This is a genomic window from Caenimonas terrae (genome assembly GCF_042655405.1).
Lineage (GTDB): Bacteria > Pseudomonadota > Gammaproteobacteria > Burkholderiales > Burkholderiaceae_C > Ramlibacter > Ramlibacter terrae_A.
Window position 1 is genome coordinate 879,686 of the sequence record NZ_JBHSMF010000009.1, and the last position, 25,641, is coordinate 905,326.

Here is a 25,641-nt window from a genome sequence, read left to right on the forward strand (position 1 = left end):
CTTCCTCCGTCACCAATCCCGGCGTAAAGCCGGTTTTTTCATTCTGAGGAGCGGGGCGTCCGGCCGGTATCGGAAGCCGACCAAAGTCGGGCTAGGAAAACTCCTAACCGGCGGCGTCGAGCAGCTTGTGCTCGATCGCGTAGCGCACCAGTTCCACCTGGCCGCCGAGCGTCATCTTCTCCAGGATGTTCGACTTGTGGGTGCTCACCGTCTTGACGCTGAGCGAGAGCTCGTCGGCGATGTCGGTGAGCCGGGCGCCGTTGACGATGCGGCTGAAGATGCCGTACTCGCGGTCGGTGAGCCGTGTGTGCGGCAGCTCCTGCGCGTCGCGGCCGGGGTGGGTTGCCAGCAGCTCGGTGACGCGCTCGCTGAAGAACACGCTGCCGGCCGCGATGCGGCGCATCGCCAGCAGCACGTCGTCGGCGCCGGCCTTCTTGGACAGGTAGCCGGAGGCGCCGGCGCGAATCGCGCGCACGGCGTACAGGTTCTCCAGGAACTCGCTGAACACCAGCACCGGCAGCCGCGGCTGCGCCGCCTTCACCAGCTTGATCAGCTCCAGCCCGTTGCGTCCCGGCATCGACAGGTCCATCACCAGCAGGTCCCACTGCTGCGGCCCGCGCACCATGCGCAGCGTTTCGTGGCCGTCGGACGCTTCGCCGCCGATGCCGATGTCATCGCAGTCGCGCAGCAGGCAGCGCAGCCCGTAGCGGATCAGGGGGTGGTCGTCGGCGATCAGTACCTGGCGTCTCAAGGGCTTCTCCGGTCGGTGGGCGGCGGGCCGCGGCTGTTTCCCGCGCCAGCCGCATGGTCTGCGCCCAAGTGTGGAAGTGTGGCGCAGCCGTGGCTTGATTTACATCAACGGCGCTCCCGAAATGCAATCGGCCCGCAGCACACCTGTGGGGACCTTGCAGCGCGCAGGAGCGCTCGACCATTAGCCGCAGCCCCAGCCGTCGGGCAGCGAGGTGGGGGCGCCGGCGCCGACGCGGCGGCTGCCGCCGTGCCGCCGGTCGGCCTTTTCCCCCGTGGCCTGCGATGCGCTGATGCGGTCCGCCGCCTGCGTGAGGCGCGACAACGCGAGGTCGAAGGCGGCCCGTTCGGCCGGCGCCAGCACCTCCAGCACCAGCTTGTGGAAGTGCACCGACTGCGGGAACAACTCGCCGTGCAGCTGGCGGCCGCGCGCGTTGAGCGCCACGCTGGCGCGGCGCTTGTCGCCCGCCAGTCCCACGCGGTCGACCAGTTTCTTGGCCACCAGGTCGCCCACGTGGCGCGAGATGCGGGCGCGCTCCAGGTGCGCGCGCTCGGCCAGCTGCGACGGCGACATCGGGCCCTGCGCGGCCAGGATGCAGATCAGCCGCCACTCGCGGCGGGTGATGCCGTAGCGGCCCTCGCACAGCCGCGTCACCATGCTGCCGCTGCTCTCCAGCAGGCGGCTCAGCCGGAAGTTCAGCAGGTCTTCGACGGTGGCGGGGCGGGCAAAGCTCATGGCGCGGCGCGAGGTGCAGGTCGATGTGCAGGTAGTTGTATAGAAGCATTACCGGTTGCGCCCATACACTGAATCGGAGCCAACAACCTTGATGCAAGTCATGACTACAACACAACTGGAGCCGGGCGCCAAGATCGGCGACGCCGAGGTCTTCGATCTCGCGCTGTCGTGGCGCGGCTACCGCATCAACAAGATGTGCAACGCGCTGTCGCAGCCGGCCGAGCGCAAGGCCTTCCAGGCCGACGAGGAGGCCTTCATGGCGCGCTTCGGGCTGAGCGATGACGAGAAGAAGCTGGTGCGGGCCCGCGACTTCGCCGGCCTGCTGCGCGCCGGCGGCAACATCTACTTCCTGCTCAAGCTGGGCGTGGTGACCGGCAACGGCCTGTACAAGATGGGCGCGGCGATGCGCGGCGAAAGCTACGAGCAGTTCCTGGCCACCCGCAACGACGCCGGAGCGACCTGACATGGGCCGCATCGTTGCCGGCATCGGCACTTCCCACGTTCCCTCCATCGGCGGCGCCTACGACCGCAAGAAGACCGAGACCCCGGCCTGGAAGCCGCTGTTCGACGCCTACGTGCCGGTGCGCGCCTGGCTGCAGGAGATCAAGCCGGACATCGCCATCATGGTCTACAACGACCACGGCGCCGACTTCTTCTTCGACAAGTACCCGACCTTCGCCATCGGCTGCGCCGACAGCTACGCCATCGCCGACGAGGGCTTCGGCACCCGGCCGCTGCCGGCCATTCCTGGCGACCTGGCGTTCTCGCAGCACCTGTGCCGCTCGCTGGTGTACGACGAATTCGACATCACGGTGTGCCAGGAGATGGCGGTGGAGCACGGCTTCCTGGTGCCGATGCACCTGTGCTTCGACCCGGCCGACAGCTGGCCGGTGGCCTCGGTGCCGATCGCGGTCAACGTGCTGCAGCACCCGCTGCCGACGGCGCGCCGCTGCTACAAGCTGGGCCAGGCGATCCGCCGCGCGGTGGACAGCTGCGAGCGCGACATCAAGGTGGCCATCATCGGCACCGGTGGCATGTCGCACCAGCTGACCGGCAGCAGCTTCGGCCAGATGCACCGCGACAACGACCTGGATTTCCTGGACAAGATCGTCAGCGACCCCGAGGCGCTGGCGGGCCTGAGCCACCAGGTGCTGATGGAGAAGTTCGGCGTCGAGGGCATCGAGCTGATCATGTGGCTGGTGATGCGCGGGGCGCTGTCGGCCGGCGCCAGGCAGGTGCACCGCAACTATTACGCGCCGATGACCACCGGCATGGGCCTGGTCACGCTGCAGGAGCAGGGCTGATGCGCACGCAGGTCGGGATCGTCGGCGCGGGGCCGGCGGGCCTGATGCTGGCGCACCTGCTGCAGCTGGAGGGCATCGAGTCGGTGATCCTGGAGCGCGCCGGCCAGGAGCACGTGCGCACCCGGCTGCGCGCCGGCGTGCTGGAGCAGGGCACGGTGGAGATGATGCGCGAGCTGGGGCTGGGCGCAGGCATCGCCGCCCGCGGCCTGGAGCAGCACGCCATCGACTTCCGCTTCGATGGCGCGTCGCACCGGCTGGACTTCCACGCCGCCAGCGGCGGGCGCAGCGCCTGGGTCTATCCGCAGCACGAGGTGGTGACGGACCTGATGGCGGCGCGCGCCGCGGCCGGCGGCCCGATGCTGTTCGATGCGCCGGTGACGCGCATCGAGGGGCTGGACGGCGCCCGCCCGGTGATCCACTTCGAGCAGGACGGCCGGGCGCAGCGGCTGGAATGCGATTTCGTGGCCGGCTGCGACGGCTTCCGCGGCGTCTGCCGCGATGCCATTCCGGCCGACGTGCTCAAGGTGTACGACCGCGTCTATCCCTTCGGCTGGCTCGGCATCCTGGCCGAGGCGCCGGCGCCGACCAGCGAAATCACCTGGGGCTGCCATGAAGAAGGCTTCGCGATGCTGAGCATCCGCTCGCCGAGCGTGACCCGTCTTTACCTGCAGTGCGAGCCCGACGAGGACCCGGACGGCTGGTCGGACGACCGCATCTGGAGCGCGCTGCACAGGCGGCTGGACGTGCCCGGCCTGCCGCCGGTCAACGAGGGAAAGATCACCCAGAAGGGCGTGACCGCGATGCGCAGCTTCCTGGCCGAGCCGATGCAATACGGCCGGCTGTTCCTGGCCGGCGACGCCGCCCACATCGTGCCGCCCACCGGTGCCAAGGGCCTCAATTCGGCGCTGGCGGACGTCAAGGTGCTGGGCCGCGGGCTGGTGGAGCACTACCGGCGCGGCAACGGGAGATGGCTGGAGCGCTATTCGCAGGCCTGCCTGGAGCGCATGTGGCTGGTGCAGCGCTTTTCGGCCGGGCTGTGCACGATGGTCCACCAGTTCCCGGCCGACAACGCCTTCGTGCGCCGGCTGCAGCGGGCCGATCTCGCCTACATGACGGGGACAGCGGCCGGCCGGCTGCAGTTCGCCGAGAACTTCACCGGATTGCCGATCGCGGCCTGACACCAAGGATGACCCCAATGCATGATTCCAGGACCCTTCGTTTTCGCCGCTGCCTGCTGGCCGCGCTGGCGGCCGTCTCGGCCGTCGCCATCGTGCCCGCGGCCCGGGCCCAGGGCGACGGCTGGCCGACCAAGTCGATCCGGCTGGTGGTGAACTTCCCGCCGGGCAGCTCGCCCGACGTGCTGGCACGCGCCGTGTCGGGGCCGCTGGCGCAGGCCCTGGGCCAGCCGGTGGTGGTGGACAACCGCTCCGGTGCCAGCGGCATGATCGGCGCCGAGCTGGTGGCCAAGTCGCCGCCGGACGGCTACACGGTGCTGATGACGGCGGGCAGCACGATCACCACCAATCCGTTCGTCTATCCCAAGATGGCCTACGACACCGAGAAGGACCTGGTGCCGGTGGCCGCGGCGGCACGGGTGGCGCTGTTCCTGGTGACCCGGCCCGACCTGCCGCCCAACAACCTGCGCGAGTTCATCGCCTACCTGAAGGCCCACCCGGGCAAGCTCAGTTACGGATCGGCCGGCAATGCCACCGGCCTGCACCTGGCCGGCGAGATGCTCAAGGGCCAGGCCGGCGTCGACGCGGTGCACGTCCCCTACAAGGGCGCGTCGCCTGCGCTGCAGGGCCTGCTGAGCAGCCAGATCGACTTCTACTTCGATCCGGGCATCGCCCTGCAGCAAGTGCGGGCCGGCCGGCTGAAGATGCTCGGGGTGGCGGTGGCGCACCGGTCGTCGGCCTTCCCCGACGTGCCGACGCTGGCCGAGGCGGGGCTCCAGGGCTTCGACGCCGGCACCACGCACGGCTTCTACGTGCCGGCCGGCACGCCGCCGGAGGTGGTCGCGCGGCTGAACCGCGAGATCAACCACGCCCTGGGCCTGCCGGCCGTGCGGGCGCAGATTGCCGCCATCGGCGCCGAGCCGACGCCGATGACGCCGGCGCAGTTCGCCGCCGTGATGGCCGACGACAGCCGCCGCTACGGTGCGGTGATCCGCGAGCGGGGCATCAAGGCGGACTGAGCACGCGCTCGCGCCGGCGCTTCAGCAGCGCCGCCACCATCAGGCCGACGATGCCCAGGTTGACCGCCAGCAGCAGCGCGCCGTGCCAGCCCGGATGCCGGATCAGGCCGGCGACCTCGAACGGCACGTAGACGGCGCCGCTGACGGCGGCCAGCACCTCGGCCCAGGCGCGTTCGCGGTAGAGGCCATAGGCCTCGACCAGGCGCAGCGTCGCGTAGCCGGCGGCGCCGGCGGCCAGCGCCATCAGCCGGCTGTCCTGGGTGTTGGCGGCGGCGTCCAGAAAGATGGTCGGATAGTGCGAGGCCGGGTTCAGGTGCAAGTGCTCCACCAGCGCCGCCGCCATGGCGTGCACGTCCCGGTGCACCAGCAGCAGCAGCCCGCTGCCGGCCGCCAGCACCAGCGCGCCCTTGAAGGCTTCGAAGAAGGCGACGGCCCGGATCGCCGCCGAGCGTTCCTGGGCATGGCGGATCCGCGAGGAGGGCGGGGTCGGCTGCATCAGGCGGCCGGCGCCTTGGCGCGCAGGCGCGTCGGCGAGAGCATGGCTGCGGTCAGGCCGAAGCCGGCGATCCGTTCGGGAATCGGCAGGCCGCGGGCCAGCGCGGCGCAGGCCTCGCCCATCGCAGCCGAGGTCTGGATGCCGTAGCCGCCCTGGGCCGCAACCCAGAAGAAGCCCGGCGCCGCGGGATCGAAGCCGCCGACCAGGTCGCCGTCGTCGACGAAGGAGCGCAGCCCGGCCCAGGTGCGGGTGGGGCGGCGGATCTGCAGCGTCGTCATCTCCTCGATGCGGTGGATGGCCAGCGCGATGTCCAGCTCCTCCGGCTGCACGTCCTGCGGGTCCACCGGATCGGCGTTGGCGGGCGAGCCCAGCAGCATGCCGGCATCGGGCTTGAAGTACCAGTCTTCGCCGACGCCGATCGCCATCGGCCAGGGCGCGGCATCGACGCCGGCCGGCGGCGCGAAGATGAAGGCCGAGCGCCGCCGCGGCTGCAGCCCCAGCGCCGGGATGCCGGCCAGCGCCGCCACCCGGTCGGCCCAGGCGCCGGCGGCGTTGAGCAGCACCGGCGCCTCGTATGTTTGTCCGCCGGCCTGCACCCGCCAGAGTCCGCCGTCCCGCCGCAGGCCGGTGACCTCGGCGTCGCAGACGACGCTGCCGCCGGCGCGCCGCAAGCCGCGCAGGTAGCCCTGGTGGATGGCGTGCACGTCCATGTCCGCGGCATCGGGCTCGAGCACCGCGCCGGCGACCTTGTCCGGGCGCAGCACCGGCACCAGCGCGCAGGCCTGGGCCGGCGTGAGCCGGCGGGCGCGCGGCGTGACGCTGCGCAACACGTCCCACCACTGCTGCAGCGCGTGCTCCTGGCCGGGCGTGGCCACCATCAGGGCGCCGCGCGGCGACAGCAGCGGGTGTTCGGCGAAGCCGGCGGGCGGATGGTCGAAGAAGGCGCGGCTGGCCATGGTGAGGGCGCGCACCTGCGGCGTGCCGTAGCTTTCCATGAACAGGGCGGCCGAGCGGCCGGTGGAGTGGTAGCCCGGCTGCGACTCGCGCTCCAGCAGGACGACGCTGCCGTGCGGCGCCAGCCAGTGGCCGACCGAGGCCGCGGCGATGCCGCCGCCGATGACCAGGAAGTCGGCGCGCCGCGCTGCCGCAAGGGTCGGTTGGCTCGAGCTGGTCATGGGCTGGCAGTGTATGTCGAACGATCGATATGCATTCGCCATCGGCAAGGCGGTGCGGCTGGTGCGCGGCGGCTCGCTCTCCTTCGACAGCCGCATCGGCCACGCCAGCGTGCCGACCAGCCGCCACCTGGCCAAGGCGGCCGGGGACGGCGCCGTGGCTGCCCTAGTTGGCCGCCTTGGCCTGCGCCAGCGCCTCTTTCATGGCCTGCTGCATCCGGGGCAGCACCGACTTCATCATCTGCTGTGACAGGGCCATCGATTTCTGCATCACGACCGGCATCTTGTTGACGAAGGCCTGGCCGGCCGGGCTGGCGTAGAAAGCCAGCATCCCGTCCACCTCCTGCTGCTCGAAGGTTTCCTGGTAGATCTGCACATAGAGCGGCTTCATCTTCTGCCAGCCCAGCTCCTGCCGGATGATGGCGGCGAACCGGGGCGGGACGGCATCGAGGACGCGCTGCTGCTGCGCGCTCAGCGGCTTGCCCTGGGTCGCCTGCTGCATGGACTGCCGCATCATCGGCTCCAGGCTGGAGAACATCGCATCGATGGTCGCCTCGGCCCTGGTGGCGGCCAGCAACTGCTCCACCGACTCCTGGCTGGGCGGCGCCGCGTAGGCGGCCGCGGCCGCGAAGAGGGTGACGATGGCGATGAGCCGTCTCATGAAGTTCCTCCTGGTCGGGCTGGGCCCGCGCTGCCAGTATCGCCCGACCGTCGTCCGGCGCAAAGCTGCCCGACGGTGCGTGCGGCCGGGCTGGGCGCCAGGTGCGAATACATGAAGAAATCGCCCGGCTGGCCGCGCACCAGACGGAAGCTGCGCAGCAGGCCCTCGCGCTGGTAGCCACAGCGCTCCAGCACCCGGGCCGAGCGCGCGTTGGACTCGAGCGTGGTGGCCTGCACCCGCACCACGCCGGCATCCGCGTGGGCCCAGGACGTGATGGCGGCGCAGACATGGCTGGCGATGCCGCGGCCCCACAGCGCCGGCGCGAGGTCGTAGGCGATCTCGGCGGACCGGTTCTCCGGCGAGACCGAGTGGAAGCCCGCGGTGCCGACCAGCTCGCCGCTCGACTTCAGTGCGATGGCCAGCCGCAGCCGCGAGGACGCCGTGGTCGGCTCGACCCCGGCGACATAGGAGGCCAGTTCCTGCACCGAACGCAGGTTCCAGCTGGTGTGCCGGTATACCTCGGGCAGCGAGAGATAGCCGTACCAGGCGGACAGGTCCGCGGCGCGGATCGGCCGCAGGACGACGAGCGGGTGGTCGCAGTGGGGAAGGGCGGTGAATTGCATTGGGCTCGGGGACGGGTTGCGCTTGTCTGTCCGGTGAATACTTGATTGGCAAAGCGGGATGCCTGGCCCGCAGATGCACATCGCTGTCGTGAGCGATGCGGATGTGAGATGTGAATAGTGGGGCTGCGGCGGGGAATGTGTTGGCGGTGGTGGGGGCTAATAGTCAGGCGATGGACGCGCGTGTGATAGAGCTTCAGTGCCACACCTGATTCGTCTTCCAAGACAGGCGACGCATAGTTGCCGGACGACAATGCTGTCCACGATATCGTCTGCTACTGAAAAACGCCAGCGATGGGTGGCACTCGCTCTTCTGATTGAAGACAGGTTTGCCTCGCTTCGTGACGCGCGATCCTGAAGCAAGGGCCACCTGGTGAAGGTCCTGCAGGGGAAGATGGGGAAGTAAGGCCCTGGCTCATGCCTCGGCGCGGGAGCGGGGGCGCTACCGTCGATCTCGCTGCGCAGCCGCGTGCCCTGGCAGTAGGCGGTGGCAACCGCATCCGCCGACGCGGCGCGGCTGCGTGCTGCCAAGGTGGTGAAGGCGGGCGGTGCGCGATAGCGCCGGAGTTCCGCAGGACGGCCTCATTCCATCCGGTAGCGGGCGACCTTCTCCGCATCCCACTCCAGCCCGATTCCCGGCCGCTCGCTCGCCGGCCAGCAGCCGTTCTCGATCCGCACCGGCTGCGCGGCGATCGCATCGGTCCAGTCCACGTATTCCAGCCAGTGGCAGGTCGGCGTCGCGGCAAGCAGATGGGCGCTCACCTCGGGCATCAGGTGCGAACTCATGGGAATGCCGTGCGCGTGCGCCACCCCGGCCGCCTGCATCCAGCCGCTGACGCCGCCGATGCGCGCGACATCGGGCATCACCAGGTCGCAGGCCCCGGCCTGCAGCGCCTGCAGCAGGTCCTTGGGGCCGTCGAAGTTTTCCCCCAGCTGAAGCGGCAGATCCAGCGCCCGCGCGATCTCGGCATTGCCGGCGAGATCGTCGTGGCGGATCGGCTCTTCGAGCCAGGCGACGCCTTCCGATTGCAGGGCGCGTCCGCGCTCCAGGGCATCGACGCGGCCCAGGGCCTGGTTGTAATCGACCAGCAACTGCACGGCATCCGGCAGGCGGCGGCGTACCGCGCGCGTCACCGCCAGGTCGTCCGCCAGCGTGGCGTAGCCCAGCCGCAGCTTCACCGCCTGCATCCCGCCCTCCAGCAGCACCTCGGCTTCATCGGCGGCGGCCTGCGGAGTCATCAGGCCCAGGCCGCAGGAGTTGTACGCGCGCAGCGGCCGCGGTATGCCACCGAGAAGCACTGCGAGCGGTACACCGGCTGCCACGGCCATTGCGTCCCACAACGCCATGTCCAGGGCGGAGAGGGCCATCCGCACCACGCCCGTGACGCCCAGCAGGGCAAAGCGGCGTTCGAGCAGGGCCGCGATGGCCAGCGGTGCGATGCCGTGGCCGCGCACCACCTCCGCGGCTTCCGCGAGCACGGTGGCGATCGACCGGGCGCCACTGCGCCGGTAGCAGAACACGTAGGACCGGCCGACGATGCCCTGCTCGGTCAGCACCTCCACCAGCAGCAAGGGGGCGGCGCGCACCGTGGCCGCGCTGGTGCCCAGCACGTAGCGCAGCGGCACTTCGACCGCGATGCAGCTGACGCTGCGCAGGCGCAACCCGGAGCAGGCGGTGGCCGCAGCTGTCATGGCTGGCCGCCTTCCGCGTGGAGCGCCAGGATGTCGGCGATGGCCCGGTTGAGGGGCGTGGGCACGCCCTTGGCCTTGCCCAGTTCGACCACGCCCCCGGCGAGCCAGCGCACTTCGAGCCGGTTGCCGCGCTGCAGGTCGTGGTGCATCGACGACGTCATGTCGGGCGACACGTCGTCGGCCAGCTGCAGCCGCACCTGCGCATAGTCCTCGGGCAGCGCCACGCCATGGGCGCGGCCGACGGCGACCACCTCGCTCATCACGTCGTGCAGGAAGGCGCGGGTCTGGGGATTCGAGCGGATCGGGCCAATGGGCTTGCGGATGGTGGTCGTGGTCCCCGACAGGCCGACCAGGAAGACGAACTTCTGCCAGATCTCGCGCCGGATGTCGGTCGACAGTTCGGCCTGGATCCCGCCGGCCAGGCACGCCGCCAGCAAGGCCTCCCCGCGCGGCGAGCGCGAGCCGTCGAACTCGCCGAACAGCAGCCGCTGCATCGGCCCGGTCTGGCGGATCACGCCGGGCGCCTCGATGGTGGTGGCGACATAGCCGACGCCGCCCATCAGCTGGCGCTCGTCGAACGCCGCGCGCAGGAACTGGTCCTTCAGCACGCCGTTCTGGAAGGAGATGACGGCCGTGTCCGGCCCGACCAGCGGCCGGATCTGCGCGATCGCCTGTTCGGTGTCCCACAGCTTCACGCACAGCATCACGACATCCGCTACGCCGATCTCCGCGGGCTGGTCGGTGGCATGCACCTTTGCCAGGTGGATCGGCTCCGGCCCTTCGATGCGCAAGCCGTTGCCGCGCATGGCTTGGAGGTGCTTGCCGCGGGCGATGAAGTGGACGTCCGCGCCGCCTTGCGCGAGCCTGGCGCCGAAGTAGCCGCCCAGGCCGCCGGAGCCCATGATTGCGATTTTCATTTCTGCCTGTCTCGTGCGTTGTTGTCCGTGGCGCAGGGTAGCACCGGATGTCCGGTGGCGCCCGCCGGGCGTCGGGGTAACGCTTGCCGGCGATGTGGGAAGGGCGGTAGACCTCGGCCACCGACGCGCTGCGCCATGCGGGTTTGCCATCCGGGTCCGCTTGCCTTCCAGCGCCCGATCACATCGGCAGGCAGACGAAACGACTGCAGCTTGCGCGGATGGGGCAAGACCGGCCGGCCGTCCTTGTTCACCGTGGCGCGCGCGAGCATGTCCTCGGTCAATTCGGGCAGTACTCGTCCTTCTTGACGACGTGCGCGTCGCCCGCGGCAAGCGTCCCACATCGCGAGGCAGACTGTTCCCGGGGGACTCCTAAGGGCGCCGGGCATGGCCCTCAACCCCGAGGAGGCTGCCTCAGATCCAGCGTGAACGGAAACTCCCTGCTCCCCGGCACGTTGACCGTCGCCGGCGGCACCTGCAGCCGGCCCGGCGAATGCCCCATGCGGAAGAAGCGCGCCATGCGCCGGCTCTCCGCTTCGTAGGCATTGACCGGGAAGGTGTCGTAGTTGCGGCCGCCCGGATGCGTCACGTGGTACTGGCAGCCGCCCAGCGAGCGGTTCATCCAGGTGTCCACGATGTCGAAGGTCAGCGGCGCATGCACGCCGATGGTCGGATGCAGCGCCGAAGGCGGGTTCCAGGCCTTGTAGCGCACGCCGGAGACGAACTCGCCGGTGACGCCGGTGGGCTGCATCGGCATCGCCTTGCCGTTGACCGTCACCACGTGGCGGCTGGGGTTCAGGCCGGTGATGCGCGCCTCGATCCGCTCCAGCGACGAATCGACATAGCGCACCGTGCCGCCGGTCGATCCTTCCTCGCCCATCACGTGCCAGGGCTCCAGCGCATTGCGCAGCGTCAGCTCCATGCCCATGGTCTGCACCGCGCCCACCAGCGGGAAGCGGAACTCGAAGTGCGGCGCGAACCACGCGTCGTCGAAGGCATAGCCGGTGCGCCGCATCTCCTCCAGCACGTCGTGGAAGTCCATCTGCACGAAGGTCGGCAGCAGGAAGCGGTCGTGCAGCTCGGTGCCCCAGCGGGTGGCGGGGGCGCGGTACGGCTCGCGCCAGAAGCGCGCCACCAGCGCCCGCAGCAGCAGCTGCTGCGCGATGCTCATGCGCGAGTGCGGCGGCATCTCGAAGGCGCGCAGCTCCAGCAGGCCCAGCCGGCCGGTGGCCGAATCGGGCGAGTACATCTTGTCGATGCAGAACTCGCTGCGGTGGGTGTTGCCCGTGACGTCGATCAGGATGTTGCGCAGCGTCCGGTCCACCAGCCAAGGCGGCATCGCCTGGCCATGGACGCGGCGGTTGTTCTCGATCTCCTTGATCGCGATCTCCAGCTCGTACAGCTGGTCGTTGCGCGCTTCGTCCACTCGCGGCGCCTGGCTGGTCGGGCCGATGAACATGCCGGAGAACAGGTAGGACAGCGAAGGATGGTTGTGCCAGTACAGCAGCAGGCTGGCCAGCACCTCGGGCTTGCGCAGGAAGGGCGAATCGTCCGGCGTCGCCCCGCCCAGCACGAAGTGGTTGCCGCCGCCGGTGCCGGTGTGGCGGCCGTCGGTCATGAACTTCTCGGCCGACAGCCGCGTCTCGAAGGCCGCGTTGTAGAGGAATTCCGTGTGCTCCACCAGCTCGCGCCAGTTGTGGGCCGGATGGATGTTTACCTCGATCACGCCCGGGTCGGGCGTCACCTGCAGCAGCTTCAGGCGCGGATCGCGCGGCGGCGGATAGCCTTCCAGGATGATCTGCACGCCCAGTTGCTGCGCGGTGGCCTCGATCGCGGCCAGCAGGTCCAGGTAGTCTTCCAGCTGCGCCAGCGGCGGCATGAAGACGTACAGCGCCGACGATTTCTTGCCCACGGCCTCGGCCTTGGGGCCGTTGGCGCGGCGCGGGTCGCGCGCTTCCACCACCAGCGCCGTGCGGCTGTGGCCGGCGGCCGACTTGCCGCGCGCCGGTGCCTGCACGAAGCCTTCCGGCTCGTGCTGGCCCGGCCCGAGCGTGCCGCCCTTGCCGCCGGGCAGCTCGCTGGAGCGCTGCTGCGCGCGCCGTGGCGCTTCGCCGGGCAGCGCGCTGCCGGCCACGCAGTTGACGCCGCGGCGCTCGCCGTCGCCTTCATAGCGGGCGCTGATGGCGCTGGCCGGTGCCAGCGGCCCGCGCGGCGCCGACGGGTCCTGCTCCACCAGGTAAGGAAAGTCTTCCTTGCTCACCCAGGGCAGCGAATCCAGCGGCAGCCGCAGGCCCATCGGCGAATCGCCGGGGATCAGGTACATGCGTTCGTCGCGCACGAACCAGGGGCCGGTGGACCAGACCGGGCCGGCCAGCCGCGCCGTGCCTTCTTCGCCCGCCGACAGCGGCAGCACGTAGCCCACCACCGATTCCAGCTTCTGCTCGAACACCCGGCGCAGCCGCACCCGCTCCATCTCGTCGTCCAGCTTCGAGTCGAACGGGTCCACGTTCACCGGCAGCCGGCGTTCCCGCCACAGGTAGTAGAAGACGTCCTCGTAGCCCGGCTTGATGAACCTGTCGGTCACGCCCAGGCGGTTGGCCAGCGTGGTGATGAAGCGCTGCGCGTCCTCGCCGGTGTATTGCGAGGGCTGCGCCTCGTTGGCGAACAGGGCCGGGTTCTTCCACGCCGGCTGGCCGTCGGCGCGCCAGTAGATCGACAGCGCCCAGCGCGGCAGCTGCTCGCCGGGATACCACTTGCCCTGGCCGAAATGCAGGAAGCCGCCCTGGCCGTATTCGTTGCGCAGCTTGTGGACCAGCTCGGTGGCGTAGCCGCGCTTGCTGGGGCCGAGTGCATCGGTGTTCCATTCGGCGGCGTCGCGGTCCGCGGTGGCCACATAGGTCGGTTCGCCGCCCATGGTCAGGCGCACGTCGCCGGCCACCAGTTGCGAATCCACCATGTCGCCCAGCGCCAGCACCTCGGACCACTGTTCCTCGGTGTAGGGCTTGGTCACGCGCGGCGATTCGTAGATGCGCGTCACCTGCATGTGGTGGCTGAACTCCACTTCGGCCTCGTCGATGAGGCCTTCCACCGGCGCCGCGCTGGAGGGCGAGGGCGTGCAGGCCAGCGGGATGTGGCCCTCGCCGGCCATCAGGCCGGAGGTCGGATCCAGCCCGATCCAGCCGGCGCCCGGCAGGAACACCTCGCACCAGGCGTGCAGGTCGGTGAAATCGACGGTGGTGCCGCTGGGGCCGTCCAGCGACTTCACGTCCGGCACCAGCTGGATCAGGTAGCCCGAGACGAAGCGCGCCGCCAGCCCGCAATGGCGCATCAGCTGCACCAGCAGCCAGCCCGAGTCGCGGCAGGAGCCACTGGCGTTGCGCAGCGTCTCTTCCGGCGTCTGCACGCCGGGCTCCATCCGGATCAGGTACTTCACGTCATGCTGCACCTCCTGGTTCAACCAGACCAGGAAGTCGATGGTGCGGCGCTCCTTGCGGTCGATCTTGGCCAGGTACTTTTGCAGCAGCGGCGTGGCCGGCTCGGTCACCAGGTAGGGCGCCAGCTCCTGCTTCTGCGATTCGCTGTACTGGAACGGGAAGTTCTCCGCCTGCGGCTCCAGGAAGAAGTCGAACGGGTTGTAGACCGCCATCTCCACCACCAGGTCCACCGTCACCTTGAATTCGGTGGTCTTCTCCGGAAACACGAGGCGCGCCAGGTAGTTGGCGAACGGGTCCTGCTGCCAGTTGATGAAGTGCTGCGCCGGCTCGACCTTCAGCGAGTACGAGACGATGTTGCTGCGGCAATGGGGCGCGGGCCGCAACCGCACCACCTGGGCGCCGATGTTGATCGGCCGGTCGTATTTGTAGTGGGTGACATGGTTCAGGGCGGCGTGGATCGACATGGGTCGATCCTAGCAAGTCCCGCGCCGCGCGGGGCGCCGCGCCAGCCGTTGGCGGCGCTGCGGCCAGCCTGGCCGACCCACTCCAGTTGGGGGATGCGTCAAGTCCTCGCGCCGCGGCCTGGCGCCGTTGAACGCGGGTGACCGACACCGTAGACGACACCGGCCAGCAGGCGCGGCCCTGGCTGGCCTGGGGCCTGCTGGGCCTGGTCGCGGGCTCGGCCTGCCAGCTGCAGCAGCAGCGGCTGTGGGGCGGCGCGGCGTATGCGGCGCTGGCCGCGATCGCGCTGGCTTGTTTGGTCGGCATCGGGTTGCGGCGCCGCCGCCGCTGGAACCGCTGGCTGGCGCTGCCGGCCGCGGCGCTCCTGGCTTTCGCGCTGGTCGGCCTGCGGGCGGTGCAGTTTGCCGGCGACGCACTGGCACCGGCGCTGGAGGGGCGCGACATCGCCCTCACCGGCGTGGTGGCGGCCATGCCGCAGCGCAACGACGGCGCGCTGCGTTTCCGCTTCGAACTGGAGTCGGCCTCGATGGCCGGCCGGCCGGTGCAGCTGCCGCCGCAGCTTTACCTGGGCTGGTACCCGGGCCTGGGCGGCGGGGAAGCGCAGCGCCAGCCGGCCGACCTGCGCGCCGGCGAGCGCTGGCTGCTGGCGGCGCGGCTGAAGGCGCCGCACGGCAACTTCAATCCGCACGGCTTCGACTACGAGCTGTGGCTGTGGGAGCAGGGCTTGCAGGCCACCGGCTATGTGCGCGCCGGGCCTAAGGACCCGCCGCCGCGGCGCATCGGCGTGACCTGGCGCCATCCGGTGGAAGCGGCGCGCCAGTCGGTGCGCGACAGGATCGACGCCCGCGTCGCGGACCCTTCGACAAGCTCAGGACAGGCCGGCAAGGCCGCCGGCCTGCTGGCGGCGCTGGTGGTGGGCGACCAGGCGGCGATCGACCGCGCCGACTGGGACGTGTTCCGCGCCACCGGCGTCGCCCATTTGATGTCGATCTCGGGACTGCACATCACGATGTTCGCCTGGGCGGCGGCCTGGGCGATCGGCTGGCTGTGGCGGCGCAGTGCCCGCCTGTGCCTGGCCTGGCCGGCGCAGCACGCGGCCCTCGTGGGCGGCATCGCGCTGGCCACCGGCTACGCGGTGTTCAGCGGCTGGGGCGTGCCGGCGCAGCGCACCGTCCTGATGCTTGCCACCGTCGCCGTGCTGCGGCTGTGGGGCCGGCGCTGGCCCTGGCCGCAGGTGTGGCTGCTGGCCTGCGCGGTGGTGGTGGCGGTCGATCCGTGGGCGCTGCTGCAGGCCGGCTTCTGGCTCAGCTTCGTCGCCGTCGGCGTGCTGTTCGCCAGCGATGCCGGCGCGCAGGCAGGCGGCCGGCTGGCGGCGTTCTTCCGCGAGCAGGCCGTCGTCACGCTGGCGCTGCTGCCGCTCACGGTGCTGCTGTTCGGGCAGGTCTCGGTGGTCAGCCTGCTGGCCAACGCGGTCGCCATTCCCTGGGTCACGCTGCTGGTGACGCCGCTGGCGCTGGCCGGCGTGCTGGCGCCGCCGCTGTGGGACCTGGCGGCGTGGGCGGTGCAGGTGCTGGGCCTGTGGCTGGGATGGCTGGCCGCCTGGCCGTGGGCCACGGTCGCCGCCGCCGCGCCGCCGCCCTGGGCCGCGGCGGCCGGATTGCTGGGCGGCATCCTGCTGGTGCTGCGCCTGCCCTGGCCGCTGCGGGCGCTGGGCCTGCCGCTGCTGCTGCCGGTGCTGCTCTGGCAGCCGGAGCGCCCGCTGGAAGGCGAGTTCGAATTGCTGGCCGCCGACATCGGCCAGGGCAACGCGGTGATCGTGCGCACCGCCGGCCACACGCTGGTCTACGACAGCGGCCCGCGCTACAGCCGCGAGAGCGACGCCGGCCACCGCGTGCTGGTGCCGCTGCTGCGGGCGCTGGGCGAGCGGGTGGACACGCTGGTGCTGAGCCACCGCGATGCCGACCACACCGGTGGCGCCGCGGCGGTGCTGGCGATGCAGCCGCAGGCCGCGCTGGTGAGCTCGATCGAGGACGACCACGAACTGCAGGCGCTGCGCAAGGCCGCCCGCTGCGTCGCCGGGCAGCGCTGGCACTGGGACGGCGTGGAGTTCGAGCTGCTGCACCCGCAGGCGGACGACTACCTGGCCCCGGCCAAATCCAATGCCATGAGCTGCGTGCTGCGGATCGCCAACGGGCGGCAGACGGCGCTGCTGGTGGGCGACATCGAGGCGGCGCAGGAGGCGCGGCTGGTGAGCTCCGTTCGGGCTAAGCCAGTCGGTCGACAAGCTCAGGACGATCGGAGTCCAGGCGTTTCGACAAGCTCAACGCGAACGGCATTGAGCGCCGACGTGCTGCTCGTTCCTCACCACGGCAGCAAGACCTCGTCGACCCCCGCCTTCCTGCAGGCGGTGCGGCCGCGGATCGCGATCGTGCAGGCCGGCTATCGCAACCGCTTCGGCCATCCGGCGCCGCCGGTGCTGGAGCGCTACCGGCTGCAGGGCGTGCGCGTGATCCAGTCGCCGCAATGCGGCGCGGCGTGGTGGCGGTCGGTGCAGCCGCAGGCGGTTCAATGCCAGCGCGCGACCGCGTTTCGTTACTGGAACCACCGCATCGCCTCGCCGTGAACGCCCTTTCAGAGGCCTGGAACTTGCTATCCTGTGGCAAGGAGAAAGCCGTATGCTGAAATTCGACGAGATGTGGAAGGAGTTGCCTGCGGCCGGCCAGGCCCAGTGGCAAAGCCAGTCGCAGGGCGGCCAGAGCCAGTTCCAGAGCCAGGGTGTGCGGGACCATTACCGGAGCTACGCGCAGTGGCTCGCGCGCCAGCCCGACGACACGATGCGCAAGCGGCGGGAAGAGGCGGAGATGATCTTCCGCCGGGTCGGCATCACCTTCGCCGTCTACGGCGCCAAGGACGAAGACGGCGCCGGCACCGAGCGGCTGATCCCGTTCGACCTGATCCCGCGCATCATCCCGGCCGCCGAATGGGCGATCCTGGAAAAGGGCCTGGTGCAGCGCGTCAACGTGCTGAACCGCTTCCTGCACGACGTCTACCACGACCAGGAGATCATCAAGGCCGGCATCATCCCGGCCGACCAGATCCTGGGCAACGCCCAGTTCCGCAAGGAGATGATGGGCGTGTACGTGCCGCACCGCGTCTATTCGCACATCGCCGGCGTCGACATCGTGCGGGCCGCCAACGCCAAGGGCGAGGGCGAGTACTACGTGCTGGAGGACAACCTACGGGTGCCCAGCGGCGTGTCGTACATGCTGGAAGACCGCAAGATGATGATGCGGCTGTTCCCGGACCTGTTCAGCTCGCACCGGGTGGCGCCGGTGGCCCATTACCCCGACCTGCTGCTGGAGACGCTGCGCGCCTCGGCCCAGCCCGGCGCCGCCGACCCCACGGTGGTGGTGCTCACGCCCGGCATGTACAACAGCGCCTACTTCGAGCACGCCTTCCTGGCGCAGCAGATGGGCATCGAGCTGGTCGAAGGGCAGGACCTGTTCGTCAAGGACCGCTTCGTCTACATGCGCACCACCCGCGGACCCAAGCGGGTGGACGTGATCTACCGGCGGGTCGACGACGACTTCCTGGATCCGTCGGTGTTCCGCAAGACCTCGACGCTGGGCTGCGCCGGCCTGGTGGACGCCTACAGCGCCGGCAACGTCAGCATCTGCAATGCGATCGGCACCGGCGTGGCCGACGACAAGTCGATCTATCCCTACGTGCCGCAGATGATCGAGTTCTACCTGGGCGAGAAGCCGATCCTGAAGAACGTGCCGACCTACATGTGCCGCAACCCGGACGACCTGAAGTACACGCTGGCCAACCTCAAGGAGCTGGTGGTCAAGGAGGTGCACGGCGCCGGCGGCTACGGCATGCTGGTGGGGCCTGCCGCGACCAAGCAGGAGATCGAGGACTTCCGCAAGGCGGTGCAGGCCAATCCCAACGGCTACATCGCCCAGCCGACGCTGTCGCTGTCAAGCTGCCCGACGTTTGTCGAGAGCGGCATCGCGCCGCGCCACATCGACCTGCGTCCCTTCGTGCTCTCGGGCAAGGACGTGCAGATGGTGCCGGGCGGGCTGACCCGGGTGGCGCTGAAGGACGGCTCGTTGGTGGTCAATTCGTCGCAGGGCGGCGGGACCAAGGACACCTGGATATTGGAAGTTTAAGAAACCGTTCGCGGGGCTTCGACAGGCCCAGGGCGAACGGGCACGGAGAACATTGATGCTTTCAAGAACCGCCGACCACCTGTTCTGGATGTCCCGCTACACCGAGCGCGCGGAGAACACCGCCCGCATGCTCGACGTCAACTACCAGACCTCGCTGCTGCCGCAATCGGCCGCGGTGGCGCAGGTCGGCTGGCAGGGGCTGCTGTCGATCAGCGAGCTGCTGCCGGCGTTCAACGCCAAGTACCGGGAAGTGACGCCGCACGACGTGCTGGAGTTCATGATCAACGACGAGGACAACCCGTCGTCGATCGTCTCCTGCCTGCGGGCCGCGCGCGAGAACGCGCGGGCCGTGCGCGGCACCCTCACCACCGAGGTCTGGGAGACGCAGAACCAGACCTGGCTGGAGGTCAACCGGATGCTCAAGAGCCGCGAGTACGAGCGCGACCCCGGCCAGTTCTTCGAGTGGGTCAAGTTCCGCTCGCACCTGTCGCGCGGCGTCACGGTGGGCACCATGCTGATGGACGAGGCGCTGCACTTCATGCGCCTGGGAACCTTCCTGGAGCGGGCCGACAACACCGCGCGGCTGGTGGACGTCAAGTTCCACGCCGTGCAGAGCGACTTCTTCGGCGCCGCCAGCGAGAAGGACCAGGAATACGACTTCTACCACTGGAGCGCGATCCTGCGCAGCGTCTCCGGCTTCGAGATCTACCGCAAGGTTTACCGCGACGTGATCAAGCCCGAGCGGGTGGCGGACCTGCTGATCCTGCGGGCCGACATGCCGCGCTCGCTGCACGCCAGCATGAACGAGGTGGTGGGCAACCTCGAGATGGTGGCCAACGACCAGTCGTCCGAGACCATGCGGCGTGCCGGCAAGCTGCGGGCCGACCTCAAGTGGGGCGCCATCGACGAGATCCTGTCGACCGGCCTGCACGCCTTCCTCACCCAGTTCCTGGACCGGGTGAACGAGCTGGGCATCCGCATCAGCCGCGACTTCCTGGTGCCGGCCGAAGCGGCCTGAGGGCTGCGTCCGATAGCGGGCGTGGATGCATTCCGACAGCCCGGCGGCGGCCGCACGCCTAAGCTGGTGCCATGCCCCACTCGACGCTTGCGCTGCTGACCTTGCTCTCCTTCGGATTCGCGTTCGGCCTGTTCGCCGGACCGATGGCGCTGCTGCGCATCGGCATCGCGCTGACGATGCTCAGTGGACTGGGCGTGCTGCTGGCCACCACCAGCGGCCATGACCGGCTGGCCTACTGGTTCAGCATCGGCGTCGGCGCGGTGCTGGTGGCTTTCTTCATCGCCCTGCTGGGCGCGCTGGCCGGCAGCGCGATCCGCCGGCTGCTGCGCCGCCGCCGGCCGCTGGCCGCCTGAGCTAGAGGCGGGCGATTTCGGCGGCGATGTTCTCGCGCGCCGGCTGTTCCAGCGCGGCGCGGAAATGCGCGCTGGCGAAAATCGCCGGCCGCTGCAGGAAGCCTTGCAGGATGCGCTTGCGGCGCTGGCGGAACTCGGCCTCGGGCACATGCTGGTATTCGCGCCGGATCTGCTGCGCGTATTCCTCGTAGCGCCGCGGCGGCGCCGCCAGCGTCGCCAGGTCGCTGTCCACCAGCAGCCGGGTGTCGGTGTCCGTGGCGATGCCGTCGTGGCGGGTCGCCATCACCATCGCATGCACGCGCTCGCCGATCCCGGTGGGCAAGCCTGCCGCGGCGACGGCGGTGCGGGCCCAGTCGGCGCTGCGTTCCTCGTTGTCGCTGCGGGTCGGGTCGTAGACCGCGTCGTGGAACCACAGCGCCAGCCGGGCCTGCGCCGGCCGCTGCAGCAGCGCCTGCGCCGACTCCAGCTGGGCCAGGCACTCGCGCAGGTGCATCAGCGTGTGGTAGTGGCGCTGCGGCTCGCTCCAGGCCGCGATCACCCGCGCGAACAGCGCGCTGTCTGCCTGCGCCGCGCCCAGCTCGCGCCACAGTGCCTGCCAGCCGTGCAGCGTCACGTTCACGAGCCGGCGCGCTCCAGCGCGGCCTTCACCTCGCGGCCCAGTTCGATCACGGCCATCGCGTAATAGCTGGACCAGTTGTAGCGGGTGATGACATAGAAGTTCTCGGTGCCGGCCACGTAGCTCGGCTCGTCGTCACCGTTCTGCAATTCCACCAGCGCCAGCGGGCCCTTGTGCTGCGTCGCCTCGGGCGGCAGCACCGCGCCCTTGGCGGTGAAGCTGGCGACGCTGAAGGTCGGCAGGATGTCGGGCGCCAGCAGAGCCTCCTTGTCCAGCCGCGCCGGGTCGAGGCTCACCGGATAGATCGCCGGCATGCCGGCCTGCCAGCCGTAGCCCTTGAAGTAATTGGCGACCGAGCCGATGGCGTCGGCGGCGCTGCCGGCCAGGTCCACCTTGCTGTCGCCGTCATAGTCCACCGCCCATTTCTCCCAGCTGCTGGGCATGAACTGCGGCATGCCCATGGCGCCGGCGAAGCTGCCCACCGGCTGCAGCGGATCCGCGCCCAGGCGCTTTTCGGTGCTCAGGAAATGCTCCAGCTCGCGCCGGAAGTACTGGCTGCGCTCCTCCGCGCGCGGATGGGCCTGCGGAAAATCGAAGGCCAGCGTCGCCAGCGCGTCGATCACCCGGAAGCTGCCCATCTGCTGGCCGTAGATCGTCTCCACGCCCAGGATGCCGACGATGATCTCGGCCGGTACGCCGTACTCCTTCTCGGCGCGGGCCAGCGTATCTGCGTTGGCCTGCCAGAACCTGACGCCGGCGGCGATGCGCACCGGGTCGATGAAGCGGCTGCGGTAGACGCGCCAGTTCTTGGGCGTGCCGGAGGGCGCCGGCTGCATCAGCCGGGCGACTGTCGGCAGGAACTTGGCGTCGCCCAGCGCGCGCCGCACCCATTCGGGGTCCAGGTCGCGGCGCTGGGCCAAGTCGTCGGCAAAGGCCATCGCGTCGGCGCGGGTGGAATAGGCCACCGCCGGCAGCTTCACGACCTTGCCGCCGCGCGGCGGCTTTTTCAGGGCGCCGGCCGGCTGGGCCGGGACCGCCTGGGCGGCGGCTGCGATCAGGGCGGTGAAGACGGCGGAACGGAGGCTTGTGGACATTGGTTCTATTCTGGCCAGGCCAGCTGGCGGTAGTCACGCTGCAGGGCAACGAGGCTGGAGTGCGGATTGCGCGAATAGCGCTGCGCCTCCAGTTGGAGCAGCCAGTCTGCCAATGGTTTCGCCTGCGTGCCGAAACGCGATGTGACAAGCGTGGCGATCTGGCGCGGCGCGCTGGCCGGCGGCAGTTCCACGCCGGCGGCGCGCAGGCGCTTGCGCACCCGCGCCAGCAGGCGCAGCCAGGGGTCGTGCTGGGTGCGCTCCCACAGCGTCCAGGCGGCGCCGATCGCCGCCACCAGCACGATCACCGCGATCAGCACGTAGCTGAGGTCTTCCCAGCTCGGGCTGTCGAAGCCCAGGTTCTTCAGCATGTCCAGCTGCTTGCTCTGGGTGTAATTGAGCACCCGCTGGTTCCAGGCGTTGTTCAGCGCCTCCCAGGCGGCGCGCACGCTGGCGGCGATGTCGGGGGTGACGGCGTTGAAGGCGCTGGCCAGCGCGCCGCGCGCCGGCTGCAGCCGCTCGAAGGCGCCGGTGCGGCCGGGCGCGACCGCGGCGGTGGGATCGACGCGCACCCAGCCGCGGCCCGACAGCCAGACCTCGGCCCAGGCGTGGGCATCGCTCTGGCGCACCGCCCAGAAGCCGTCCACCGGGTTGCGGTCGCCCCCCTGGTAGCCGGTGACCACCCGCGCCGGCACGTCCATCGCCCGCATCAGCACCACGAAGGCCGAGGCGATGTGCTCGCAGAAGCCTTCCTTGCGGTCGAACCAGAATTCGTCCGCCGTGTGCTGGCCGAAGGTGCCCGGCTCCAGCGTGTAGCGGTAGCCGCCGCTGCGCAGGCGCTGCAGGGCGGCGTTCACCAGCGCCAGCGGGCCGCCGCCGGCCAGCGCCGGGTCGGACCGCAGCTGCCGCGCCAGCTCGAGGGTGCGCGGGTTGAAGCCGGCCGGCAGCTCCAGGTACTCGGGCAGCAGGGCGGCGGTGGAGCGCGGTCCGTAGCGGTAGGTGGGGTAGCTCTCCGCCCGGTAGCGCAGCAGGTCGGTCACCGGCCGGCTGGCGATCCATTGCAGCTCGCCGGTCATCACCGTGTCGAAGCCGGGCACGGTGGGCGATTGCGGTGTCGCGTCCAGCACGAACAGCCAGGGCCGGTTGTTCGGCTCCAGCGTCACCTCGTAGCGCACCGGCGCGCCCGAGACCTGCAACCCGGCCGGCGCGGTTAGCGCAGGGGCGAAGCGCGACCCCAGCCGCGGCTGCAGGGCGCGCCACTCGCGGCCGTCGAAGCTGGTCAGCACCGGCCCGCGGAAGTACAGCTCCTGCTGCGGCGGCGGCGCACCGTCGAAGCGGATCCGCATGGCGATGCTGTCGTCCAGCGCCAGCGACGCCAGGTTGCCGATCTGCATGGTCGAGGACAGGCCGCTGCGCCCGCTCATCGCGTCGCCCGGGATGCCCCACAGCGGGCCGAAGCGCGGGAACAGCACGAACAGCACCGCCATCACCGGCGCGCCGAACAGCGCCAGCACCACCGCCGTGCGGGCGGCGTGCAGCAGCGGCGGCTTGCCCACCGGCATGTGGGCGTTGACCAGCGCCGTCAGCAACCCCAGCAGGGCGAGCAGCATCGCCGCCGCCGTCGGCAGCGACTGCGAGAAGAAGAAGTTGGTGAGCATCGTGAAGAAGCCCAGGAAGAAGATCACGAAGGCGTCGCGCCGCGCCCGCAGCTCCAGCGTCTTCAGGGCCAGCAGGATCACGATCAGCGTCACCCCGGCGTCGCGCCCGAGCAGGGTGCGGTGGGTCATCCAGGTGGCCGTCAGCGCCACCACCAGCAGCACTGCGAGCCACCACTGGCCGGGCAGCCGGCGGGCGGCGATCGCCAGCCAGCCGCGGAACAGCAGCACGCCGGCGGCCAGCGCGGTGCACCACCAGGGCAGGTGGCCCACCTGCGGCAGCACCACCCAGCCGATCACCAGCAGCAGGAACAGGGTGTCGCGCGCGTCGCGCGGCAGGGCGTGGAGGCGGGTCAGCACGTCGCCAGGGCCTCCAGGCAGCGGCGCTTGTGCGCCTCGCCGCTGCCGGGCGCGATCTGCAGGGCCGGCAGCCGCAGGCCGAAGTCGAGCGCCAGCTTGTCGGCCTGCAGCACCCAGGCCGCGAGCCGCGACAGCCGCTGCTCGGTGCCGCCGGGGCCGGCGCCGGTGAAGTCCAGCCACAGCTCGTAGCGCTGGGCCTGCTCGGTGTCGCGGCTGACCAGCTCGTCGGCCTTGGCGGCCTTCTTCCAGACCACCAGCTTGAGCGGATCGCCGCGGCGGTAGGCGCGCACGCCGTCGAATTCGCCGCTGCCCTGCAGCCGGGCGCTGGCGGCGCCGCCGGCCCGCGGCTCGCCCGGCGGCAGCGGCGGCGGCAGCGGCTCGGGCGCCGGATAGACCAGCACCTGCGCCGCCGGCCGCCACACGGTCCAGACGCGGAAGGTGCCAAGGGGAAAGCGCGTCTCCGCCGTCAGCGGCGGCACCCGGTGCAGGCCGCGCTGCTGCGGCTGGAAGGCGACGTGCACCACGCAGCTGCCCTGGGCCGGCACGTCGGCCCAGACCCAGTGCTTGCTGAAGCGGTCTTCGTGCGCGTCCAGCACCGCCAGGCCGATGCCGTGCCGCACCGAGCGCCGCGGGTTGTTCAGGACCACCGACAGCGTGGTGCTGGCGCCGGCGAACTGCGGGTCCGGCTGCAGCAGGTTCATGGTCAGGCCGCGCAGCGTGGCGTGGCACACGTGCATGCCGGCCAGCGCGCTGCCGGCCAGCAGGAAGGTCAGCAGGTAGCCCAGGTTCAGCTGGTAGTTGATCGACGCGACCAGCAGCACGACCAGGGTGGCGCCGAGCATGAAGCCGGCGCGCGACGGCAGGATGTAGACGTTGCGCTGCGACAGCGTCATGGTGTCGGTGAGTGCGATGCGCGACTGCCACCAGATCCGGAAGCGCCGGCGCGCGAAGCCGACCGGGTTGTACCAATCCGCCCGAACCGCCTGGGTGCTCATGGCAGCGAGACCGCCTCCAGCATCGCGCGCACCTGCTCCACCGGCCCGCGGCCGGCGTCGCCGACCGGAATCAGCCGGTGCGCCACGGTCTGCGGCAGGATCGCCTGCACGTCGTCGGGCGCCACGTAGTCGCGGCCGCTGAGCAGCGCCTGCGCCTTGGCGGCGCGCACCACGGCGATGCCGGCGCGCGGCGACAGGCCCTGCAGGAACCAGCGGCCCGAGCGGGTGGCCGCCACCAGCTCCTGCACGTAATCGAGCAGCGGGTCGGCGGCGTGGATGTCCATCACCTTCTGCTGCAGCGACTGCAGCTCGATCGCCGACAGCGTGCCCTGCATCGTCTCCATCATCTCGCGCCGGTCGCGGCCGTTGAGCAGCTCGCGCTCGGCGGCCCGGTCCGGGTAGCCCAGCGAGATGCGCATCAGGAAGCGATCGAGCTGCGACTCCGGCAGCGCGAAGGTGCCGAGCTGGTCGTGCGGGTTCTGGGTGGCGATCACGAAGAAGGGCGAGGGCAGGGCGCGGGTCTCGCCTTCCACCGTCACCTGCTTTTCCTCCATCGCCTCGAGCAGCGCGCTCTGGGTCTTGGGGCTGGCGCGGTTGATCTCGTCGGCCAGCAGCACCTGCGCGAAGATCGGACCGGGATGGAACACGAACACTTCCTTGCCGCGCTCGTAGATCGAGACGCCCGACAGGTCGCTCGGCATCAGGTCCGCCGTGAACTGGACGCGTGAAAACTGCAGGCCGAACGAGCGCGCCAGGGCGTGCGCCAGGGTGGTCTTGCCGACGCCCGGAACGTCCTCGATCAGCAGGTGGCCGCCGGCCAGCAGGCAGGCCACGCAGTCCTGCACCTGGGCCGGTTTGCCGACGATCACCGTGTTAAGCTGGCCCAGGAGCGCCTTGAGTTTTTGTTGTGCATCCATGGCGCGACGTTATCTGAATTTCCGCATGGACG

General features: G+C 70.4%; 22 protein-coding genes and 1 pseudogene. 8 read left to right on the top strand and 15 right to left on the bottom strand.

The features are described 5' to 3' along the window. Positions 1–103: 103 nt before the first annotated feature. On the bottom strand, positions 104–751 hold the full coding sequence (locus ACFPOE_RS18065) for a response regulator (RefSeq protein ID WP_376851680.1): 648 nt from the start codon (positions 749–751) through the stop codon (positions 104–106). A 180-nt stretch (positions 752–931) separates the two neighbouring features. Then, complete coding sequence (locus ACFPOE_RS18070; protein WP_376851681.1) at positions 932–1,483, bottom strand: MarR family winged helix-turn-helix transcriptional regulator; 552 nt, start codon at positions 1,481–1,483, stop codon at positions 932–934. A gap of 100 nt (positions 1,484–1,583) precedes the next feature. Between ACFPOE_RS18070 and ACFPOE_RS18075 the strand changes: the two genes are divergently transcribed. Genes ACFPOE_RS18075 through ACFPOE_RS18090 form a run of 4 tightly spaced genes read left to right on the top strand, consistent with a single transcriptional unit; the run spans position 1,584 to position 4,981 of the window. Next, on the top strand, positions 1,584–1,946 hold the full coding sequence (locus tag ACFPOE_RS18075; protein ID WP_376851682.1) for a protocatechuate 3,4-dioxygenase: 363 nt from the start codon (positions 1,584–1,586) through the stop codon (positions 1,944–1,946). Between the two features lies 1 nt (position 1,947). Further along, positions 1,948–2,787: a class III extradiol dioxygenase family protein gene (locus tag ACFPOE_RS18080; RefSeq protein ID WP_376851683.1), complete on the top strand. Its 840-nt coding sequence runs from the start codon at positions 1,948–1,950 to the stop codon at positions 2,785–2,787. Next, a complete protein-coding gene (locus ACFPOE_RS18085; protein WP_376851684.1) occupies positions 2,787–3,965 on the top strand; it encodes a 4-hydroxybenzoate 3-monooxygenase in 1,179 nt (392 codons plus the stop codon). The genes ACFPOE_RS18080 and ACFPOE_RS18085 overlap by 1 nt, the downstream gene beginning before the upstream one ends. Before the next feature lie 17 nt (positions 3,966–3,982). Then, positions 3,983–4,981 (top strand): Bug family tripartite tricarboxylate transporter substrate binding protein, encoded by a 999-nt coding sequence (locus tag ACFPOE_RS18090; protein WP_376851685.1) that lies wholly within the window; start codon positions 3,983–3,985, stop codon positions 4,979–4,981. On the opposite strand, the gene ACFPOE_RS18095 is transcribed toward ACFPOE_RS18090, so the two are convergent. From ACFPOE_RS18095 to ACFPOE_RS18130, 8 genes and pseudogenes are all read right to left on the bottom strand, one after another. Next, complete coding sequence (locus ACFPOE_RS18095; protein ID WP_376851686.1) at positions 4,968–5,477, bottom strand: DUF2127 domain-containing protein; 510 nt, start codon at positions 5,475–5,477, stop codon at positions 4,968–4,970. The genes ACFPOE_RS18090 and ACFPOE_RS18095 overlap by 14 nt on opposite strands. After that, a complete protein-coding gene (locus ACFPOE_RS18100; RefSeq protein WP_376851687.1) occupies positions 5,477–6,652 on the bottom strand; it encodes an NAD(P)/FAD-dependent oxidoreductase in 1,176 nt (391 codons plus the stop codon). Before ACFPOE_RS18100 ends, ACFPOE_RS18095 begins: the two co-directional genes overlap by 1 nt. A 163-nt stretch (positions 6,653–6,815) precedes the next feature. Then, positions 6,816–7,310, bottom strand: coding sequence for a DUF2059 domain-containing protein (locus tag ACFPOE_RS18105; protein ID WP_376851688.1), 495 nt, complete (start codon positions 7,308–7,310; stop codon positions 6,816–6,818). A gap of 95 nt (positions 7,311–7,405) precedes the next feature. Beyond that, positions 7,406–7,933 (bottom strand): annotated as a pseudogene (locus ACFPOE_RS18110) (GNAT family N-acetyltransferase); the annotation flags it as partial. A gap of 579 nt (positions 7,934–8,512) precedes the next feature. Next, the gene (locus tag ACFPOE_RS18115) at positions 8,513–9,622 is read right to left on the bottom strand and encodes an enolase C-terminal domain-like protein (RefSeq protein ID WP_376851689.1); all 1,110 of its coding nucleotides are present in this window, start codon (positions 9,620–9,622) and stop codon (positions 8,513–8,515) included. Continuing rightward, positions 9,619–10,539, bottom strand: coding sequence for a ketopantoate reductase family protein (locus ACFPOE_RS18120; protein WP_376851690.1), 921 nt, complete (start codon positions 10,537–10,539; stop codon positions 9,619–9,621). The genes ACFPOE_RS18115 and ACFPOE_RS18120 overlap by 4 nt, the downstream gene beginning before the upstream one ends. Continuing rightward, positions 10,536–10,925 (bottom strand): BrnA antitoxin family protein, encoded by a 390-nt coding sequence (locus tag ACFPOE_RS18125; protein ID WP_376851691.1) that lies wholly within the window; start codon positions 10,923–10,925, stop codon positions 10,536–10,538. Before ACFPOE_RS18125 ends, ACFPOE_RS18120 begins: the two co-directional genes overlap by 4 nt. Positions 10,926–10,930: 5 nt before the next feature. Continuing rightward, the gene (locus ACFPOE_RS18130) at positions 10,931–14,434 is read right to left on the bottom strand and encodes a transglutaminase family protein (RefSeq protein ID WP_376851692.1); all 3,504 of its coding nucleotides are present in this window, start codon (positions 14,432–14,434) and stop codon (positions 10,931–10,933) included. Between the two features lie 137 nt (positions 14,435–14,571). Here ACFPOE_RS18130 and ACFPOE_RS18135 point away from each other — a divergent pair, with 137 nt between their 5' ends. The 4 genes from ACFPOE_RS18135 (at position 14,572) to ACFPOE_RS18150 (ending at position 19,975) form a co-directional block, all read left to right on the top strand. Next, positions 14,572–17,055, top strand: a complete 2,484-nt coding sequence (locus ACFPOE_RS18135) for a DNA internalization-related competence protein ComEC/Rec2 (RefSeq protein WP_376851693.1) — start codon at positions 14,572–14,574, stop codon at positions 17,053–17,055. A gap of 52 nt (positions 17,056–17,107) precedes the next feature. Then, complete coding sequence (locus tag ACFPOE_RS18140) at positions 17,108–18,604, top strand: circularly permuted type 2 ATP-grasp protein (RefSeq protein ID WP_376851694.1); 1,497 nt, start codon at positions 17,108–17,110, stop codon at positions 18,602–18,604. A 55-nt stretch (positions 18,605–18,659) separates the two neighbouring features. Continuing rightward, the gene (locus ACFPOE_RS18145; RefSeq protein ID WP_376851695.1) at positions 18,660–19,622 is read left to right on the top strand and encodes an alpha-E domain-containing protein; all 963 of its coding nucleotides are present in this window, start codon (positions 18,660–18,662) and stop codon (positions 19,620–19,622) included. 71 nt (positions 19,623–19,693) lie between these two features. Then, positions 19,694–19,975: a hypothetical protein gene (locus ACFPOE_RS18150; RefSeq protein ID WP_376851696.1), complete on the top strand. Its 282-nt coding sequence runs from the start codon at positions 19,694–19,696 to the stop codon at positions 19,973–19,975. 1 nt (position 19,976) lies between these two features. On the opposite strand, the gene ACFPOE_RS18155 is transcribed toward ACFPOE_RS18150, so the two are convergent. From ACFPOE_RS18155 to ACFPOE_RS18175, 5 genes are read right to left on the bottom strand one after another with little or no spacing between them, the layout of a single operon-like run. Then, complete coding sequence (locus tag ACFPOE_RS18155) at positions 19,977–20,594, bottom strand: HD domain-containing protein (RefSeq protein ID WP_376851697.1); 618 nt, start codon at positions 20,592–20,594, stop codon at positions 19,977–19,979. After that, positions 20,591–21,685, bottom strand: coding sequence for a lytic murein transglycosylase B (gene mltB / locus ACFPOE_RS18160; protein ID WP_376851698.1), 1,095 nt, complete (start codon positions 21,683–21,685; stop codon positions 20,591–20,593). Before mltB ends, ACFPOE_RS18155 begins: the two co-directional genes overlap by 4 nt. Before the next feature lie 5 nt (positions 21,686–21,690). Next, positions 21,691–23,697 (bottom strand): transglutaminase TgpA family protein, encoded by a 2,007-nt coding sequence (locus ACFPOE_RS18165; RefSeq protein ID WP_376851699.1) that lies wholly within the window; start codon positions 23,695–23,697, stop codon positions 21,691–21,693. After that, positions 23,691–24,692, bottom strand: coding sequence for a DUF58 domain-containing protein (locus ACFPOE_RS18170; protein ID WP_376851700.1), 1,002 nt, complete (start codon positions 24,690–24,692; stop codon positions 23,691–23,693). The genes ACFPOE_RS18165 and ACFPOE_RS18170 overlap by 7 nt, the downstream gene beginning before the upstream one ends. Then, positions 24,689–25,609, bottom strand: coding sequence for an AAA family ATPase (locus ACFPOE_RS18175; protein WP_376851701.1), 921 nt, complete (start codon positions 25,607–25,609; stop codon positions 24,689–24,691). Before ACFPOE_RS18175 ends, ACFPOE_RS18170 begins: the two co-directional genes overlap by 4 nt. Positions 25,610–25,641: the final 32 nt, after the last annotated feature.